Source organism: Streptomyces sp. NPDC014676 (assembly GCF_043084105.1).
Classification (GTDB): domain Bacteria; phylum Actinomycetota; class Actinomycetes; order Streptomycetales; family Streptomycetaceae; genus Streptomyces.
On the sequence record NZ_JBIBZI010000006.1, the window covers coordinates 494,798 to 511,053 of the forward strand.

The following is a 16,256-nucleotide window of genomic DNA, read 5'->3' on the forward strand; positions in this document are numbered from 1 at the left end:
GGTTTCGGTCAGGCTGATGCTAGGCGCATCATCCGGCCACGACGAGCGGGCCGCCCACCAGTGTCGCCCATCGGGCAGAGTGATGAGTACGAGGGCGGTCCGAGGTCCGTTTCCGGCCGCTGCGCACGTCATCGGCCAAGAGGCCTATACCCAGCAAAATTCGCTACCATATACCCACCAGGGGTATGTGTCGCCCGTCAGTGCACCAGGAGGACGCGATGACGACCACCGAGACCGGCGCGGACGCGCCCTCCACTCCGGATGTGACGGACGTAACGGACGCGACGGACGTGACGGACGTGACGGACGTGACGGACATCGTGACCGATCACGACCGCGGCATCCACGGCTACCACAAGCAGAAGCAGGAGCACCTCAAACGCCTGCGCCGCATCGAGGGCCAGATCCGCGGCCTGCAGCGCATGGTCGACGAGGACGTCTACTGCATCGACATACTCACCCAGGTGTCCGCCTCCACCAAGGCGCTGCAGTCGTTCGCGCTGCAACTGCTGGAGGAGCACCTGCGCCACTGCGTCGCGGACGCGGCCGTCAAGGGCGGCGACGAGATCGACGCGAAGGTCAAGGAGGCGACGCAGGCCATCGCCCGCATGCTCCGGACCTGACCGGCCGCGTCAGGGACGGTCCGGCTCCGCCCGCGCCTCGGCCACCCGCAGCACCTCGTCGATGCTCTCCAGGCTGAGCCGCTCCTCGGCGTTGGAGGCGGCGATGATCAGCTCCCCGCAGAGTTCGATCTCGGCGAGCGCCACGTGGTCCTGCACCGGAACCGTCCCACCGCCGAGCGGTGCCACGCGCCTCACCTCACCTCTGTCGTCACCGACTTCCTAGAGTAGGGAGCGCCCTACACGCCGCGCATGGCACGGAAGGGCTAGTTCAGGCCGGTCACTCCCGGCCTTCCCCCTCCCCCCGGCTCACTCCGCGGCGATCCGGCCCGCGTAGATGTCCTCGCCCCCGGGAAGCCGTACGTCGGCCGGGGCCCCGAAGTCGTACAGCAGTGTGGTCGAGGCGACCGCGACGGGCTCGTCCTGCCGGCCGTTGACGAAGCTGAACCGGTGCCGGAGTTTGCGGATCCGCCCCTCGTCGTCGAGGTAGACGTCGAACGGCACCCGCGCGGTGGCGAACCCTTTCGCCGCCGCGCCCAGCGCCTCCCGGTTCGCGCCCGAGGCGTCCCGCGAGGCGTGCCGCAGGTCGGCGGTCCCCCGGTAGTGGCGCACTTTCGCCCCCGCGACCTCGGTCCGCTCGACGAACGTCGCCGACCGTGTCCCGCGCAGCACCTCGGCGGCGGCGAACGGATCGGTCGCCCCGCCGGTGACGAGGTTCCCGTCGGACAGCGTCCCGGTGTCCACCCGCACCCACTTGTCGGCGGGCACCCCGGCCCCCCGGTTCTTCATGAAGAGCGCGCCGGGGGCGAGCAGTTCCGTGATGGGCCGCCGGACGACCTTCCCGGCCGGATCCTTCGGCAGCAGCACCTTCAGCCGCCCGAGCCGCCTGCGGTAGTCGTACACGCCCTCGCCCCGGATGGTGACCCGGGTCCCGCCGGCCGCCATCTCCAGGGAGGTGGTCGCCCTGGAACTCCCGGCGTCCACGAGCGCGTCGGCGGCCCCTCTCAGCACTCGCACCGGATCCCCGACGGGAGCCCCTTGGCTCAAGGCGTCACTTCTCGCACAACTCACGCCACCGAGCCCCAGACAGCACACCACCCCGATCCCAGCCACCACGCCGCGCATCCGAGCCATGCCCGGTTAACGACCGATAAATGACCCCGTCACGCCGGCGATCAGGGCGCTACCGTGGTCGACGTGCCGCACCAGGACGACGCCCCGCCCCCCGCTTCCCACACCACGACCACCACCGAACAGGGCCCCTTCTGCACAGCCCACTGCACCTGCGGCTGGCGGGGCCCGGCCAGAAGAGCCAGAAGCCAGGCCAGAAAAGACGCCGCGAACCACACGGGCGAGTGACGCAACTACACGTAACTGCGGGCAATCGTGCCTCCCCCAGTGCCTTAAAGGCCTGGGAGGTACCCCCAGGGCGGCACGGGTGGGCGGTGGGGGCACCTCCCGCTCGAGCGGAGCCGAGAGTGGGGGAGGCACCCCGTAAGCGCCGAGCCGCGCACCCCCCCAGCAGCAGAAGCCGGCTCAGGCCGCCAGGTCCCGCTGCTCCGCCCCCGGCGCCCCACTCCGCGAGGCCCCCGGAGCAACCCGTCCCCGCTCGGCCTTCCGCCGAGCGGAAACCAGCCACCCACCCCGAGGCGACCGCTCGACCGCCCGCATCAGCGGTGTCAGCAACGCCATCGCGAGCGGCGACAACAGCAACGCGACCGCCGTACCGAGCGCGAGCCCGCCCACGACGTCCGTCGGATAGTGCACACCCATGTAGACCCGGATGAACCCGCCCAGCAACCCCAGCACCAGCCCGACGATCCCGAGCCGCCGGTTGACCAGGAACAACCCCACCGCCAACGCCATGCAGAGCGTCGCGTGATCGCTCACGAACGAGTAGTCGTTCTTCCCGTCGACCAGGACCTCGAGCCCCTCATGGTCGAGGAACGGACGCCGCCTTTCCACGAACCCACGTATCGGCACGTTCACCAGCACGGCGACGCCCGCCGCGAGCGGGGCCCACACCAGGCCCGCCACGGCCGGAGCCGCGTCCTCGCCGCCCCGCCGCCTGACACCCCACCAGCACCACACCAGCAGTCCCACCAGGGCGAAGAGCAGGCCGAACTCGCCCACGAACTCCATCACATGGTCGAACCACGTCGGTGCGGCCTTCGCCAGGCCATTGATGTCATACAGCAGGTCGACGTCGGGGTTCGACCCGGAATCGGCGAGTCCAGCCATAGCGCTGCGGCCCCTTCGTCATATCTTCCGACGCACAGTTCGCACGCCGCTCCCGCCACCCCCGTGGTTTGTAGATCCGCTCGTCCGATCGGCTACGACAACAGGAACGCACGGCCCCCGTTGATACGTTCCACACTCCACCGAATGATCACGCAGACGTTATCGAAGAGAGATACGTCTCCGCAGCTCAGGGGGCGGGTTGACGCTCCGCTCACACCGTGGTGGGCAGTGCTTTCGCGCCATCCTCGGTGACCCGGGTGGCACCAAAGTAGTCAGGAGTGTCGATCGGGTCGAATCGGATCACGGCCCCGGTCCGGGGCGCGTCGATCATGTACCCGCCGCCGACATAAATACCCACATGCCGGATGGCCCGGGAATTGGTGAGGTCGTCCGAGAAGAACACCAGATCACCCGGCAGCAGTTCGTCCCGCTTCGGATGCGGCCCCGCGTTGTACTGGTCGTTGGCCACTCGCGGCAGCGTGATCCCCACGCTCTCGTACGCCGCCTTGGTCAGCCCCGAGCAGTCGAACCGTCCTCCCTGCTCAGGCGTGCCGTTACCGCCCCACAGGTACAGCGTCCCGAGCTTCTTCTGCGCGTACGCGATGGCCCCGGCGGCCTGCTTCGACGGATCGACCCGCCCCACCGGCGCGGCGAAGCTCTCCTCCAGCGCCCGGATCCGCTTGACGTAGTTCTGCGTCTCCTCGTACGGCGGAACACCCCCGTACTTGATCACCGCGTACGCCCCCGCGTTGTACGAGGCGAGCATGTTTTCGGTCAGGTTCCCGCCGACGTCCTTCACATAGGACGCGAGCGCGCAGTCGTACGCCGCCGCCGACGGAATCGCGTCCTTCGGGTCCCACACGTCACGGTCCCCGTCCCCGTCTCCGTCGATCCCGTGCGTGGCCCATGTGCCGGGGATGAACTGGGCGATGCCCTGCGCCGCGGCGTGGCTCTGCGCCTTCGGGTTGAATCCGCTCTCCTGGTAGAGCTGGGCGGCGAGCAGGGCCGGGTTGATGGCGGGGCAGTGGTTGCCCCACTTCTGCACGAGCGCCTGATACGCGGCCGGCACGCTCCCCTTGGCCAGGGTCTTGGCCGCCCCGCCGCCCACTCCGTTGACGAGGTTCCCGGCGATGACGTAGACCCCGACGACGAGCAGCATCACGAAGGCGAGCGCGGAACTGACGGCGATCCCCGCCGCGATCCATGCCTTGCGCATCGTCAACCGCCCCTCGTCGTCCGGCAGTCCACCGCCGCACGTCAGTGTAGAGGTGGCACCCGTCCTTCGGAATGATCACAGAGGACTTTGGCGCGGTTGCTACGGCAGGCCGCTCCAGCCGCATTCCGCCCACAGCACCTTCCCTCCGGAGGGCCCTCCCGGTTCGCCCAGCAGCGATGCGCCCCAGGCGTCGGCGTACGCCCGTACGAGGGCCAGGCCCCGTCCGCTCTCCGAGGCTTCGTGCGGCATGACGCCGTGGGCGAAGCCGGCGCCCAGCCCGGAGGGGATGGTCGAATCCTTGTCCCAGACGCCCACCCGGAGCTGACCTGACGCCATGGGCCGGATGTGCAGCGCGTACGGGCCGCCGGTGTGCAGATGGGCGTTGGTCAGCAGCTCCGAGGCGAGCAGTTCGGCCGTGGGGGCGAGTTCGCCGAGCTCGTAGGCGGCCAGTACGGACCGCAGGGTCGAGCGGGCGATCCCCGGTGAGCGTGGATCGCGCGAGAGGTGGAGGGTGTAGGACCAGGGCGGGGCTACGGTGGACATGGAAGTCTCCGATCAGTGAGGGCGGTTGGGTGAGTGCGAACGGTTGCCCAGTGGCATGCCGACCCGTCGATCGGTGCGCTTCTGAGCGGGGCGCCTGCAACTAAGCTAGCCGGAAACGTAAAACCCTTTACACGGTTCTAGCGAAACCCCACATACTGCACTCGTGTGAGTGACATGCACGGCAAGGAGGCGGACCAGCCCGTGAGAAGCAATCCGACGGGTCGCCAGCTTCGCTTGGGCGCTGAACTGCGCAAACTCCGGGAGCGCGCGGGCCTGACGGCCGTCGAGGCCGGTCAACTCCTCGGCGTCAAGCCGAACCAGATCAGCAACATAGAGGCGGGACGAGCGGGCGTGAGCCCCGAGCGCGTCCGCGCCATGGCCTGCCACTACGACTGTGCCGACAAGGCCCTCGTCGAAGCCATCGCCGGAATGACGGGCGAGCGCAGGCGCGGCTGGTGGGAGGAGTACCGCAACCTCCTGTCGCCCGCGCTACTCGACCTGGCCGAGCTTGAGCACCACGCCACCCACCTGCGCGGCTCCGTGACCGTCCACATCCCCGGGCTTCTGCAGACCACCGATCACGCCCGTTCCCTGTTCCGTCAGGTCGTGCCCGAACTCGCGCCGCCCGACATCGAGCACCGCGTCTCGTTCCGCATCAAGCGCCAGACCGTGATCTACCGGGACAACCCGACGCCGTACTTGGCCCTCATTCACGAAGCCGCGTTGCGCATGCAGTTCGGGGGCTCCTCCATCGCCGGAGCACAACTGCGGCACCTGCTGGACATGAGCGAGCGGGAACACATCACCATCAAGGTGATCCCGTTCGCCGCCGAAGGCTTCCCGGGGTCGGGGCAGTCGATCTTCTACTCGTGCGGGCCCGTCCCCCAGCTCGACACGGTCCACCTCGACCAGTCACACGGCCCCACCTTCCTCGATGCCGAGGCCCAGCTCGGCAAGTACCGCGCCGTCCTGGAGCGGGTGGAAACTCGCGCCCTCACCCCCGAGAAGTCACGGGACCTCATCCACACCATCGCCCAAGACCTCTGAAGGGAACCGAGATGCCCCAGCTCACCTGGCAGAAGTCGTCGTACTGCGGCGAGGGCGACTCCTGCGTGCACGTAGCCGCCACCCCCGACGGGATCCACATAACCGAGTCCGCCGACCCCGGCGGAGCGATCCTCACCACCACCCCCGACGCCTTCCGCACCCTTCTCCACTCCCTCAAGGGAGAACCGCACCGGGACCCCCAGGCCCCCGCCCTCGAAGTGACCACCGCCGACGACGACGGCCGCACCGTCCGCCTCCACGCCCCCGGCGCCCCCACCGTCACCACCGACCGCCGCCGCTGGGACGCCTTCGTTCAGGGCGTACGCGCGGGCGAGTTCGACCACTTCACGGCATAGCTCGATCAGGGCGCTCCGATACCGAACGGAAGCCGTCACGGTTCGTTGTGAAGAATCACCCAGCGTGATACACAGAGTGACGATACGACTCTTCACCCATCGGAACGCGCCCCTACCGGAGTACGGCGCGCGCCGGTGGCAAGCTATTCGTACGAAACCCGCCAACAGATGACGCCAAGTAGACATGCGACAGCCTCATCGTCGGCGACAATGAGGTCTGACCCCTGCACCAACGCAGGGGGTACAGAACTACCCATACAGGGGCGGTGACTTACATGTTCTTCGCGGCCGACGAGGGAGACATCAACACCATTATCGGCGGGATCGCTCCGGATTGGGGCCCCTTCGGCAGCCTGGGCAACGAAGCCAAGATCATGATCGAAGTGGTCATGGCGGTCGCCATCCTCATCTGCCTGGGTATCGCCATCTGGGGGGCGGCCAAACAGCGCATCGGCGCCACCGCGTTGAGGGACACGTTCAGTGCCGAACAGGGCAAGGGCCTCATCATCGCGGGGCTCACGGGCGTCTTCATCATCGGCTCGCTCGGCACGCTGTTCACCATCGTGTACGGAATGGCCGTGTAGCCCCGCTCCATCGCTCCCGGCCGGGCACGCCCGGCGCCCCCTCCATCCCACCCGCCCGTCGTGCCCACCGGCTGAGGTTGCGTTTCCCTGATGTCCAGTCACCACACCGCGCCCGCGCGGAGACCAGCACGGCTACCGTCGTACATGGAGTACGCGGAGTACGAGGTGTTTCCGCACGACGCTGAGGGGGCGTACGCGGCATGAGTCTCGGAGACGACACGGGCCAGACCCGCACCCGGATGCCGGAGCGGGGCGGTGATCCGTACGGCGGTGCGCGCAGAGGCGGCCGTTCGTCGTCGCGCAGCCTGGTGACGGTGGTCGGCGTGGTGGTCCTCCTGATCGCGGCGATCGCCTTCGCGAACCGTGGAGGCGGCGATTCCGCCGCGGAGGAGGGCGACGGCTCCGGCGACTCCCCCAAGTCGGCGGCGACGGCCCCGTCGGGCGAGAAGCCGGTGGACACGAAGGCGTCCGGCATCCCGTCGGGCTTCGCCCACGACCGGCAGGGGGCGGAGAGCGCGGCGGCGAACTATGCGGTGACGCTGGTCTCCGCCGACATCCTCAAGCCCGCGCGACGGACAGAGATCGTCCGCCAGGTCTTCGTCGCCGACAAGCAGGCGTCCCTCAAGGACCGCTTCAACCGGGCGTACACCAAGGAATTCCTGAGCAACCTCGGTCTCGACGAGAACGGCAACGCGGCGGCGGACAACCCTTACATCTCGCGCACCATGCCGGTCGGCACCAAGGTCACGAGCTACTCGGACACCGCAGCCGCCATCGAGGTCTGGTGCACGGGGGTGTTCGGTACGGCCGGCGAGAAGACGACCAACCCGGTCACCAGCGACTGGTTCACCATGTCGCTCCAGCTGCACTGGGCGGACGACGACTGGAAGGTCGACAGTTTCTCGCAGAAGGACGGCCCCGCGCCCGTCCCCGGAGACGAGAAGGCGTCCACCGCCGAGGAGATGGCCAAGGCCGTCCAGGAGTACGGAGGCTTCACCTATGCCCGGTAGCCCGCGCCTCGTACTCAGGATCGCCGCCGCCCTCGCAGCCGTACAAGCCTCTGTCCTGCTGCTGGCGACCCGTGCCACGGCGGCGCCCACGCCGTCGCCCACCCCGACCCCTACGCCGTCGGACGACAACTGCGACCTCATCGTCGGCCCCGCCAAGGACTACTGCGAACGAGGCGAAAGCGGCGGCACCTCAACCGGCGGTTCCTCCACCCTCAACGACCCCACCACCGCCCTCGACCCCCTCGCCTCCCTCGCCCAGGGCTGCGCCGACGCCGCCTCCTGGACCATCAAGCAGCTCAGCAAAGCCGTCGACGAGACCGCGAACGTCGACTTCACGAACGCCCAGTTCCGTCAGCAGTACGCCATCGTCTTCGCGGCGTCGGCGATCCTCACCCTCGTGCTCTGGCTGCTCGCGGTCACCAAGCGGGCGGTGCGCGGTGTCCCCTTCACCACCGCCCTCTCCGAAGCCATCGGCTTCCTCTGGCTGACCGTGCTCGCCTCCGCCTTCACCCCGCTGATCCTCTACACCGTCGTATCGGCGACCGACGGCGTCTCCGAGGTCCTGGCCAAGGCGACCGGCGCCCAGACGGACACGTTCTTCGGCACGTTCGCCGGCGCTCTCGAGAAGGGCGACGACATCGGCGGCGGCCCGATCATGCTGATCGTCGTCTCGCTCGTGTCGATCCTCGCCGCCGGCGTCCTCTGGCTCGAGCTCGTCATCCGCGCCGCCCTGCTCTACGTCGGCGCCCTCCTCGGCACCGTCGTCTACGCCGGCCTCGTGGACAAGAACCTGTGGGGCCACGTCCGCCGCTGGGCGGGCATCATGATCGCCGTGATCCTCGTGAAGCCCGTCATCGTGATCGTCCTCGGCCTCGCCGGGGCACTGTCCGCCGAGGACGGGCCCGGCGCCTTCTCCGCCGTGGTCTCCGGACTGGCGATCATCCTGCTCGCCATCTTCGCCTCCGCGATGATCTACCGCTTCGTCCCCGGCTTCGGCGACGAACTGGCCAACTCCCGCAACAACCGCCTCATGCAGGGTGCCGAAAGCAAGGCCGCCGCGGTCATGAGCTCCCCTGCGAGCCTGGTCTCCCAGGGCATCAAGACCCACAGCACCCGCGCCGACAACCACCACGGAAGCGGCGGCCAGTCCACCGGCCCCCGCCCCTCCAACCCCGCCTCCGGCGGAGTCGCCGCGCACAGCTCACGCCCGTCGAACGGCGGCGCGGCCACCGCACCCGCACCCCGCTCCAGCAGCCCGGTGAACACCCCCCACGCCGGCAACACCCGCAACAGCAGCACCAACAGCACGGGAGGTGAAGGGCGTTGACGACCGAGTCCCACCTGTCCCATCCGGTCACGCCCCGCCGTACGTATCTGATCGGCCGGGCCCGGCCGAACGCGATCGTCGGCCGTAATCGCGAGACCGGTGAGATCGCGCTGATCGTCCTGGGCGCGTTCCTCGGCATGATGTGCGGGCTTCTCGTCCCCGTCCTGTCCGTGCGGATCGTGCTGCTCGCGGGCCTCCCGATGCTGGCGCTGTCAGCGGTGTACGTGCCGTACAAGGGCCGCACCTTCTACAAGTGGTTCGAGATCAACCGCACCTACAAGCGCACCGTGCGCCGCGGCACCACCTACCGCTCCGGCGCCGCCGAGGCGGGCACCCGCCTGGACGGCCGCGAGGTGGAGATCGGGACGCCGCCCGGAATCGGCAGGATCACCTGGCTCGCCGCCCCCTTCGGCCCGGACGAGATCGCCGTACTGCTGCACGCGGACCGCAAGACCGTCACCGCCGCCATCGAGATCGAGGGACCGGGCGTCGGCCTGCGCGACTCCGAGGACCAGGAAGCCCTCGTCGACCGCTTCGGCACCCTGCTCAAGCACGTCGCCAACGGCGACGGCTTCGTCACCCGCATCCAGATGCTGGCCCGCACCCTGCCCGCCGACCCCGACGCGCACGCCAAGGACGTCGCCGTCCGCGGCGACAACACGTCACCGGCGTGGCTGCAGCAGTCGTACGACCAGCTCCAGTCGATGGTGTCGACCAGCAGCGAGCAGCACCGTGCCTACCTCGTCGCCTGCATGCACTACACGCGCGAACTGGCCGCCGAGGCCAACGCCATGGCGCGGGCGATGCGCCGCCAGGGCGGCGGCAAGGTGGACCGGGACGCGGGGCTCGCCGTCGTCATGGCCCGTGAGCTGACCGACATCTGCTCCCGGCTCCAGGAGGCCGACATCCGCGTACGGCAGCCGCTCGGCCAGAGCAGGCTGTCCTCGCTGATCCACGGCATGTACGACCCGGACCACCCGATCGACCACATCCAGGCGATGACGCAGCGCAACGCCTGGCCGGCCGAGCTGGACGCCATGGAGCCCACCTACCTCCAGGCCAAGACCCGCGAGTCCTCCACCCGCGCCCCCTGGTGCCACGCCACGGCCTGGATCAAGGAGTGGCCGATGACCCCGGTGGGCGTCAACTTCCTGGCCCCCCTCCTCGTCCACACCCCGGACGTGATCCGCACGGTCGCCGTCACCATGGACCTCGAACCCACCGAGGTCGCCATCGAGCGGATGCTGACCGAGAAGACCAACGACGTGGCGGAGGCGTCCCGCGCCGCCAAGATGAACCGCACCGTCGACCCGCGCGACATGGCCGCCCACAGCCGCCTGGACCAGCGCGGCGAGGACCTCGCCAGCGGCGCGGCCGGCGTCAACCTGGTCGGCTACATCACCGTCTCCTCCCGCAACCCCGAGGCCCTGGCCCGCGACAAGCGGACCATACGGGCGTCGGCCGGAAAGTCGTACCTGAAGCTGGAGTGGTGCGACCGCGAGCACCACCGCGCCTTCGTGAACACACTTCCGTTCGCCACCGGCATCCGAAGGTAGGGGCTGAGCCGATATGCGGGATCCGCTGTCCGTCGTCACCGACGCCTTCACGTCCTTCCTGTTCGGGAAGATCGAGACGACACGGCTGCCGGTACGCACGTCCACCGGCCAGGCGCAGGCGGTCTACCTCCCGACCGCCGCCCCCGGCCTCGGCGACTCCGGCGTCATCATCGGCCGCGAGGTCTACTCCGGCAAGGGCTACATCTACGACCCCTTCCAGCTCTACGGCCAGCAGCTCCCCGCCCCGCACTGGCTGGTCCTCGGCGAGTCCGGCAACGGCAAGTCGGCCCTGGAGAAGACGTACGTCCTGCGGCAACTGCGCTTCCGCGACCGCCAGGTCGTCGTCCTGGACGCGCAGGGCGAGGACGGCGTCGGCGAGTGGAACCTCGTCGCGCAGGAAATGGGCATCACCCCCATCCGCCTCGACCCGATGGCCGCCCTGGACCACGGCATCCGGCTCAACCCGCTCGACCCGTCGATCACGACGACCGGACAGCTCGCACTGCTGCGGACCATCATCGAGGTCGCGATGGGGCACGGCCTCGACGAGCGGTCCGGCTTCGCCCTCAAGGTCGCGCACGCCTACGTCAACGAGACCATCGTCGAACGCCAGCCGGTCCTCTCCGACATCGTCGAGCGGCTGCGCCACCCCGAACCGGAGTCGGCGGAGGCGATGAACGTCGCCATAGACGACGTACGGGCGTGGGGCCTGGACGTCGCCCTGGTCCTGGACCGCCTGGTCGACGGTGACCTGCGCGGCATGTTCGACGGCCCGACGACCGTCGGCATCGACCTCGACGCGCCGCTCATCGTCTTCGACCTGTCCCACATCGACCGCAACTCCATCGCCATGCCGATCCTGATGGCGATCGTCGGCGTGTGGCTGGAGCACACCTGGATCCGCCCCGACCGGAAGAAGCGCATCTTCCTGGTCGAGGAGGCCTGGCACATCATCAACAGCCCGTTCGTGGCGCAGTTGTTCCAGCGGCTGCTGAAGTTCGGGCGGCGGCTCGGCCTGTCGTTCGTCGCGGTCGTCCACCACCTGTCCGACGTGGTGGACGGGGCGGCGGCGAAGGAGGCGGCGGCCATCCTGAAGATGGCGTCGACCCGGACCATCTACGCCCAGAAGGCGGACGAGGCGAGGGCGACGGGCCGGGTGCTGGGCCTGCCCAGGTGGGCCGTGGAGATCATCCCGACGCTCACCCCCGGCATCGCGGTCTGGGACGTCAACGGCAACGTCCAGGTGGTCAAACACCTGGTCACCGAGACCGAACGCCCGCTGGTCTTCACCGACCGCGCGATGACCGAGTCCTCCGCCGACTTCGCCGACGACGCCCTGCGCGCCGCCGAACGGGAGGCGGAGGAACGGGCGGCGGCCTTCGTGGAACAGCACGTCGGTGACTCCGAATCGACGGTGGCGTAGAGGGAGCACGCGTGAGACCGGACGATCACCGCGAGCACGGCCGGGCCGGCGGCCGGGGCGGCGGCATCCCCGACGGGCTGCTGATCGGCATCCTCGCGTTCCTCATCGGCGTGACCGCCATGGTGTGGACGGCCACCGGCCTCGCGGGCCTCTTCGCCCACGGCCACTGGCCGTCCGGCGTCACCTTCACCCGCGCCCCGGTGGCCGGGCGCCACCTCGTCACCGACCCGCAGGACCTCCCCGCCGCCTGGCCGGACACCCCGGAGGCCGCCCTCTCGGGGTACGGCCTCTTCTGGGGCCTGCTCATCGGCCAGCTGATGATCCTGGCCGTCCTGACGGTGTTCACCGTGGGCACGGTGGCCCGCTGGAGAGCCGTACGGGCACGACGCCGGGCGGAACGGGCGACGGGGGGCGCGCCGCGGCGGCCGGAGCCGGCGCAGCAACCCGAGCAGGAGCCGCAGCCGCAGCCGGCGCCGAAGCACCTGCACGAGGTACCGACCCCGAGGGGTCCCGAGGAGGAGACTCCGGCGCGGGAAGAGCCCGTGGCCGCGCTCATGGCCGACGACGGGCGGGCGAGCGGGTGGGAAACCCCCCGCACCGAGGGCGCGGGACTGCTCTACGGCCCCCCGGCCACCCGCCACACCACCGCGACCCAGGCCGTACGCGACGCGGAGGGCCCCGCCCTCGTCCTCACCTCCAACCCCACCCTCTGGCACGACACCAAGGACGCCCGCGCCAAACTCGGCCCCACCCACCTCTACGACCCCACCCACCTCTGCGACACCCCGGCCCGCCTCCACTGGTCCCCCACCACCGGCTGCGAGGACAAACGAACAGCCGCAGACCGCGCGGCGGCCCTCCTCGCCCCCGTCCGCCCCACCTCCCGCCTCGACCAGGCGGTCAGCGACACCGCGGAGACCCTGCTCCGCAGCTACGTCCACGCCGCCGCCGTGGACGGCCGTACGATCCGCCACGTCCACCGCTGGTCCCAGGGCCTCCAGGTCCACGACGCCGTACGCATCCTCCGTACCAGCCCCAAGGCCGCCCCCGGCGCCGCCGGCGAACTCGAGGCGGCCCTCACGGCGCACCCCGAACGCCGGGACATGGCCCAGCAGCTGACCACCCGCGCCCTGGCCGCACTCTCCACGGTCAACGTCCGCGAGGCCTGCACTCCCAACCGAACTGATGCCCTCGCCTTGGATTCCTTTGTCCATGAAGGGGGCACGCTTTATGTCGTGGGTGAATCCATCGAGGACCCCCGGAGCAGTCCGGGCGCGATGCCCCTGCTGACGGCCCTCGCCTCACACGTGGTCGAGCACGGCCGGCGCATGGCCGAACGGTCATCCTCCGGTCGGCTCGACCCACCACTCACCCTCGTCCTGGACGACGTGGCGGCCGTGGCCCCGCTCCCCCAGCTCCCGGACCTGCTCACCACCGGCACGGACCTCGGCCTGCCCACCCTGGCCCTCCTCCGCTCCCGCGAACAGGCCAGATCCCGCTGGCCCCACACCGAACTACCGGTCTGAGCCTCCGGCTACGGTCGCCCGACCACCATCTCCAGCTCCCGCTCCCCCGGCTTGTCCGCCAACGGCACGGTCACCCCGCTCTCCACGAACCCGGCCTTGTGGTAGAAGCCCAGCGCCCGCGCGTTCTCCGGGTGCACGATGAGCCGCACCCGCTCCGCGCCACGCCCCCACGCCCACTCCACCGCGGCGTCGAACAGCGCTTTGGTCAGCCCGCTCCCCCGGTACCCGGGCGCCACGTACACCCCCACCAGATGCCCCTGCCGCCGCTCCACGGGGAACCCGGCCCAGTCCGTCGACCCGGCCTCCTCGATCAGCACGACGACGTTGCCGACCCACTTCCCGTCCTTCACCTCGGCGATGAACTGCCGCGCCCCGTCGGCGTCCTCCGCGACCCTCACCGTCCGCTCCTGCCAGAACGAGTCCGGCCGGGCCACGGCCTCCTCGTAGGTCTCCAGGTAGGCGAGGTCCGCGACCGGGTCCCGCAGCGCGGTGAGCCGCAACTCCCTCGCCGCGACCCACTCCTCCGCGCGCACCGGCCGGATCACACAGTCGTCGACGGGCTTGGCACTGGTACTCATCCCCGCCACCGTAGTACCGGGGTACCACGGCCTTCACCCGGAATACGACCCGCGGTACGACGCCCCCCGCCCCCACACGGACGATCATCGACGCAGGAAAGACGGCTCGGCCCCGACCGGCGGACGGACCCACCACCATGGACCTCGTGACGAACGACCGAGAGGCCCCACCGACGGGGACACCGGCGGGGACACGGACGACGGAGCCCCTCACCCAGTACCTGCAACGCGTCAATCAGCGGGTGCACGCCTTCGACCGGCGCCACCCGCTGCCGTGGGACGTGACCTTCGCCGGCTTCTGGGTGACGGCCGCGCTCATCGACTACACCGGTGACGGCTGGCGCAACGTCACCCACAACCCGGACGCGCCCGGCCCCCTCCTCCTCGCCCTGAGCCTCGGCCTGTCCGTCCCCCTCCTGTGGCGCCGCGCCCACCCCGCGGCGGTCCTGCTCGCCATGGCCCCGTTCGCCCTGGTCAACGCCTGGTCCGGCGCCACACTCCAGGCGGCGCTCCTCCAGCTCGTCGTCGTCTACCACATCACCCTGCGCCTCTCCCTGCGCCATCTGTGGTGGGCCCCTGCCCTGGTCCTCGCACCCGTGGTGATCTCCGCGGCCCGCTACGGCGAGGGCGAGTGGAGCCAGCAGATCGGCTCCCAGCTGACGTCCGTCCTCGTGGCCGTCCTCATCGGCATCACGGTCCGCACCCGCCAGAACTACACCGAGGCCCTGGAGGACCGCGCCCGCCGCCTGGAGACCGAACGCGACCAGCAGGCCCAGCTCGCCGCCGCCGCCGAACGCGCCCGTATCGCCCGCGAGATGCACGACATCATCGGCCACAACCTGTCCGTCATCACGGGCCTCGCCGACGGCGGCAGGTACGCGGCCGGCAAGTCCCCGGAACGCGCCGCCCAGGCCCTGGACGCCATCGCCACCACCAGCCGTCAGGCCCTCGGCGAGCTCCGCCGCCTTCTGGACGTCCTCCGCGACGACGACACCGCCCACCCCGCCGAACGGACTCCTCAGCCCGGCCTCACCGACCTGGACCAGCTCATCGACGGCGTCCGCAGCGCGGGCCTGCCCGTCCACACCCGTGTCGAGGGCCGGGCGACCCTCCCCCCGGGCCGCCAGCTCACCGTGTTCCGGGTCGTCCAGGAAGCCCTCACCAACACCCTCAAGCACGCCGGCCCCGAAACGACCTCCGAGATCTCCCTCGTCCACGGGGACGGGGGCGCCGTCACGGTCACCATCACCGACACCGGAAAGGGCACACCGCCCTCCGCCCCGTCCGACGGCCGTGGCATCCCCGGAATGCGCGAGCGAACAGCCTTGTACGGCGGCACACTTGAGGCCGGTCCACGCCCGCACCCCGAGCAGGGCTGGCGCGTCCGTCTCCACCTTCCGGAGGAAACCCCGCAGTGACCACCGTCCTCATCTCCGACGACCAGCCCCTCCAGCGCTTCGGCTTCCGCATGCTCCTGGAGAGCCAGGACGACATGACGGTCCTGGGCGAGGCGTCGAACGGCAGCGAAGCGATCCGCATGACGTCGGAACTGCGCCCCGACGTGGTCCTGATGGACATCCGCATGCCCGGCCTGGACGGCATCGAGGCGACCCGCCGCATCGCCGCCACCGGCGACCGCACCCGCGTCCTCATCCTGACCACGTTCGACCTGGACGAGTACGCCTACGCCGGCCTCCGCGCGGGCGCCTCCGGTTTCCTCGTCAAGGACGCCCGGCCGGAGGAACTCCTCTCCGGCATCCGCTCCGTGGCGTCCGGGGACGCGGTCGTCGCCCCCAGCCTCACCCGCCGTCTCCTCGACGCCTACGCCCGGCATCTGCCGGTCGGCGACGGCACCGTGGACGTCTCCCGCCCCGACGCGCGTCTGTCCGCCCTCACGGAGCGGGAACGCGAGATCCTCACCGTCATCGGAAAGGGCTGGACGAACACCGAGATCGCCACCCGCCTCCACCTGGCCGAGTCCACGGTGAAGACCCACGTGGGCCGGATACTCGCGAAGACCGGCTCACGGGACCGCATCCAGGCGGTGATCCTGGCGTACGACACGAAACTGGTGGAGCCGTCCTGAAACGCAGAAAGCCCCCGTGCCGAATGGCACGGGGGCTTTCTCCAATATTTGTTCGGCGGCGTCCTACTCTCCCACAGGGTCCCCCCTGCAGTACCATCGGCGCTGTAAGGCTTAGCTTCCGGGTTCGGAATGTAACCGGGCGT

The 16,256-nt window shown here is 70.0% G+C and carries 17 protein-coding genes and 1 rRNA gene; 11 read left to right on the forward strand and 7 right to left on the reverse strand.

What is annotated here, in order from left to right; genetic code table 11:
- Window positions 1–218 precede the first annotated feature (218 nt).
- On the forward strand, window positions 219–623 hold the full coding sequence (locus ACF1DX_RS20465) for a metal-sensitive transcriptional regulator (protein ID WP_391792567.1): 405 nt from the start codon (window positions 219–221) through the stop codon (window positions 621–623).
- 9 nt (window positions 624–632) lie between these two features.
- Here the strand turns inward: ACF1DX_RS20465 and ACF1DX_RS20470 are convergent, their stop codons facing one another.
- The 5 genes from ACF1DX_RS20470 to ACF1DX_RS20490 all read right to left on the reverse strand — a co-directional run bounded on the left by ACF1DX_RS20470 (window position 633) and on the right by ACF1DX_RS20490 (window position 4,620).
- Complete coding sequence (locus ACF1DX_RS20470; RefSeq protein ID WP_073934247.1) at window positions 633–818, reverse strand: hypothetical protein; 186 nt, start codon at window positions 816–818, stop codon at window positions 633–635.
- 111 nt (window positions 819–929) lie between these two features.
- Window positions 930–1,754: a hypothetical protein gene (locus tag ACF1DX_RS20475; RefSeq protein ID WP_391792568.1), complete on the reverse strand. Its 825-nt coding sequence runs from the start codon at window positions 1,752–1,754 to the stop codon at window positions 930–932.
- A gap of 402 nt (window positions 1,755–2,156) precedes the next feature.
- Window positions 2,157–2,861, reverse strand: a complete 705-nt coding sequence (locus ACF1DX_RS20480; protein ID WP_391792569.1) for a phosphatase PAP2 family protein — start codon at window positions 2,859–2,861, stop codon at window positions 2,157–2,159.
- Between the two features lie 211 nt (window positions 2,862–3,072).
- Entirely contained in the window at window positions 3,073–4,077 is a 1,005-nt protein-coding gene (locus ACF1DX_RS20485) for an NlpC/P60 family protein (RefSeq protein WP_391792570.1), read from the reverse strand.
- A 99-nt stretch (window positions 4,078–4,176) separates the two neighbouring features.
- Window positions 4,177–4,620 (reverse strand): ATP-binding protein, encoded by a 444-nt coding sequence (locus ACF1DX_RS20490; protein WP_391792571.1) that lies wholly within the window; start codon window positions 4,618–4,620, stop codon window positions 4,177–4,179.
- Between the two features lie 174 nt (window positions 4,621–4,794).
- Here ACF1DX_RS20490 and ACF1DX_RS20495 point away from each other — a divergent pair, with 174 nt between their 5' ends.
- The 8 genes from ACF1DX_RS20495 to ACF1DX_RS20530 all read left to right on the forward strand — a co-directional run bounded on the left by ACF1DX_RS20495 (window position 4,795) and on the right by ACF1DX_RS20530 (window position 13,449).
- On the forward strand, window positions 4,795–5,667 hold the full coding sequence (locus ACF1DX_RS20495; protein ID WP_391792594.1) for a helix-turn-helix domain-containing protein: 873 nt from the start codon (window positions 4,795–4,797) through the stop codon (window positions 5,665–5,667).
- An 11-nt stretch (window positions 5,668–5,678) separates the two neighbouring features.
- On the forward strand, window positions 5,679–6,023 hold the full coding sequence (locus ACF1DX_RS20500) for a DUF397 domain-containing protein (protein ID WP_391792572.1): 345 nt from the start codon (window positions 5,679–5,681) through the stop codon (window positions 6,021–6,023).
- A 275-nt stretch (window positions 6,024–6,298) separates the two neighbouring features.
- Entirely contained in the window at window positions 6,299–6,607 is a 309-nt protein-coding gene (locus ACF1DX_RS20505) for a hypothetical protein (protein WP_030829533.1), read from the forward strand.
- A gap of 200 nt (window positions 6,608–6,807) precedes the next feature.
- The gene (locus ACF1DX_RS20510; protein WP_391792573.1) at window positions 6,808–7,617 is read left to right on the forward strand and encodes a hypothetical protein; all 810 of its coding nucleotides are present in this window, start codon (window positions 6,808–6,810) and stop codon (window positions 7,615–7,617) included.
- Complete coding sequence (locus ACF1DX_RS20515) at window positions 7,607–8,944, forward strand: hypothetical protein (protein WP_391792574.1); 1,338 nt, start codon at window positions 7,607–7,609, stop codon at window positions 8,942–8,944. The genes ACF1DX_RS20510 and ACF1DX_RS20515 overlap by 11 nt, the downstream gene beginning before the upstream one ends.
- Window positions 8,941–10,500, forward strand: coding sequence for an SCO6880 family protein (locus ACF1DX_RS20520; RefSeq protein ID WP_391792575.1), 1,560 nt, complete (start codon window positions 8,941–8,943; stop codon window positions 10,498–10,500). Before ACF1DX_RS20515 ends, ACF1DX_RS20520 begins: the two co-directional genes overlap by 4 nt.
- Before the next feature lie 13 nt (window positions 10,501–10,513).
- The gene (locus ACF1DX_RS20525) at window positions 10,514–11,923 is read left to right on the forward strand and encodes an ATP-binding protein (RefSeq protein WP_391792576.1); all 1,410 of its coding nucleotides are present in this window, start codon (window positions 10,514–10,516) and stop codon (window positions 11,921–11,923) included.
- 11 nt (window positions 11,924–11,934) lie between these two features.
- Window positions 11,935–13,449 carry a type IV secretory system conjugative DNA transfer family protein gene (locus ACF1DX_RS20530; RefSeq protein WP_391792577.1) on the forward strand — a complete coding sequence of 505 codons (1,515 nt, stop codon included), beginning with the start codon at window positions 11,935–11,937 and terminating at the stop codon, window positions 13,447–13,449.
- An 8-nt stretch (window positions 13,450–13,457) separates the two neighbouring features.
- Here ACF1DX_RS20530 and ACF1DX_RS20535 read toward each other — a convergent pair whose 3' ends face one another.
- The gene (locus ACF1DX_RS20535) at window positions 13,458–14,027 is read right to left on the reverse strand and encodes a GNAT family N-acetyltransferase (RefSeq protein WP_391792578.1); all 570 of its coding nucleotides are present in this window, start codon (window positions 14,025–14,027) and stop codon (window positions 13,458–13,460) included.
- Between the two features lie 137 nt (window positions 14,028–14,164).
- Here ACF1DX_RS20535 and ACF1DX_RS20540 point away from each other — a divergent pair, with 137 nt between their 5' ends.
- Complete coding sequence (locus tag ACF1DX_RS20540) at window positions 14,165–15,445, forward strand: sensor histidine kinase (protein ID WP_391792579.1); 1,281 nt, start codon at window positions 14,165–14,167, stop codon at window positions 15,443–15,445.
- The gene (locus ACF1DX_RS20545; RefSeq protein ID WP_391792580.1) at window positions 15,442–16,113 is read left to right on the forward strand and encodes a response regulator; all 672 of its coding nucleotides are present in this window, start codon (window positions 15,442–15,444) and stop codon (window positions 16,111–16,113) included. The genes ACF1DX_RS20540 and ACF1DX_RS20545 overlap by 4 nt, the downstream gene beginning before the upstream one ends.
- Before the next feature lie 50 nt (window positions 16,114–16,163).
- Here ACF1DX_RS20545 and rrf read toward each other — a convergent pair.
- Window positions 16,164–16,256, reverse strand: a 5S ribosomal RNA gene (rrf, locus tag ACF1DX_RS20550); the annotation flags it as partial.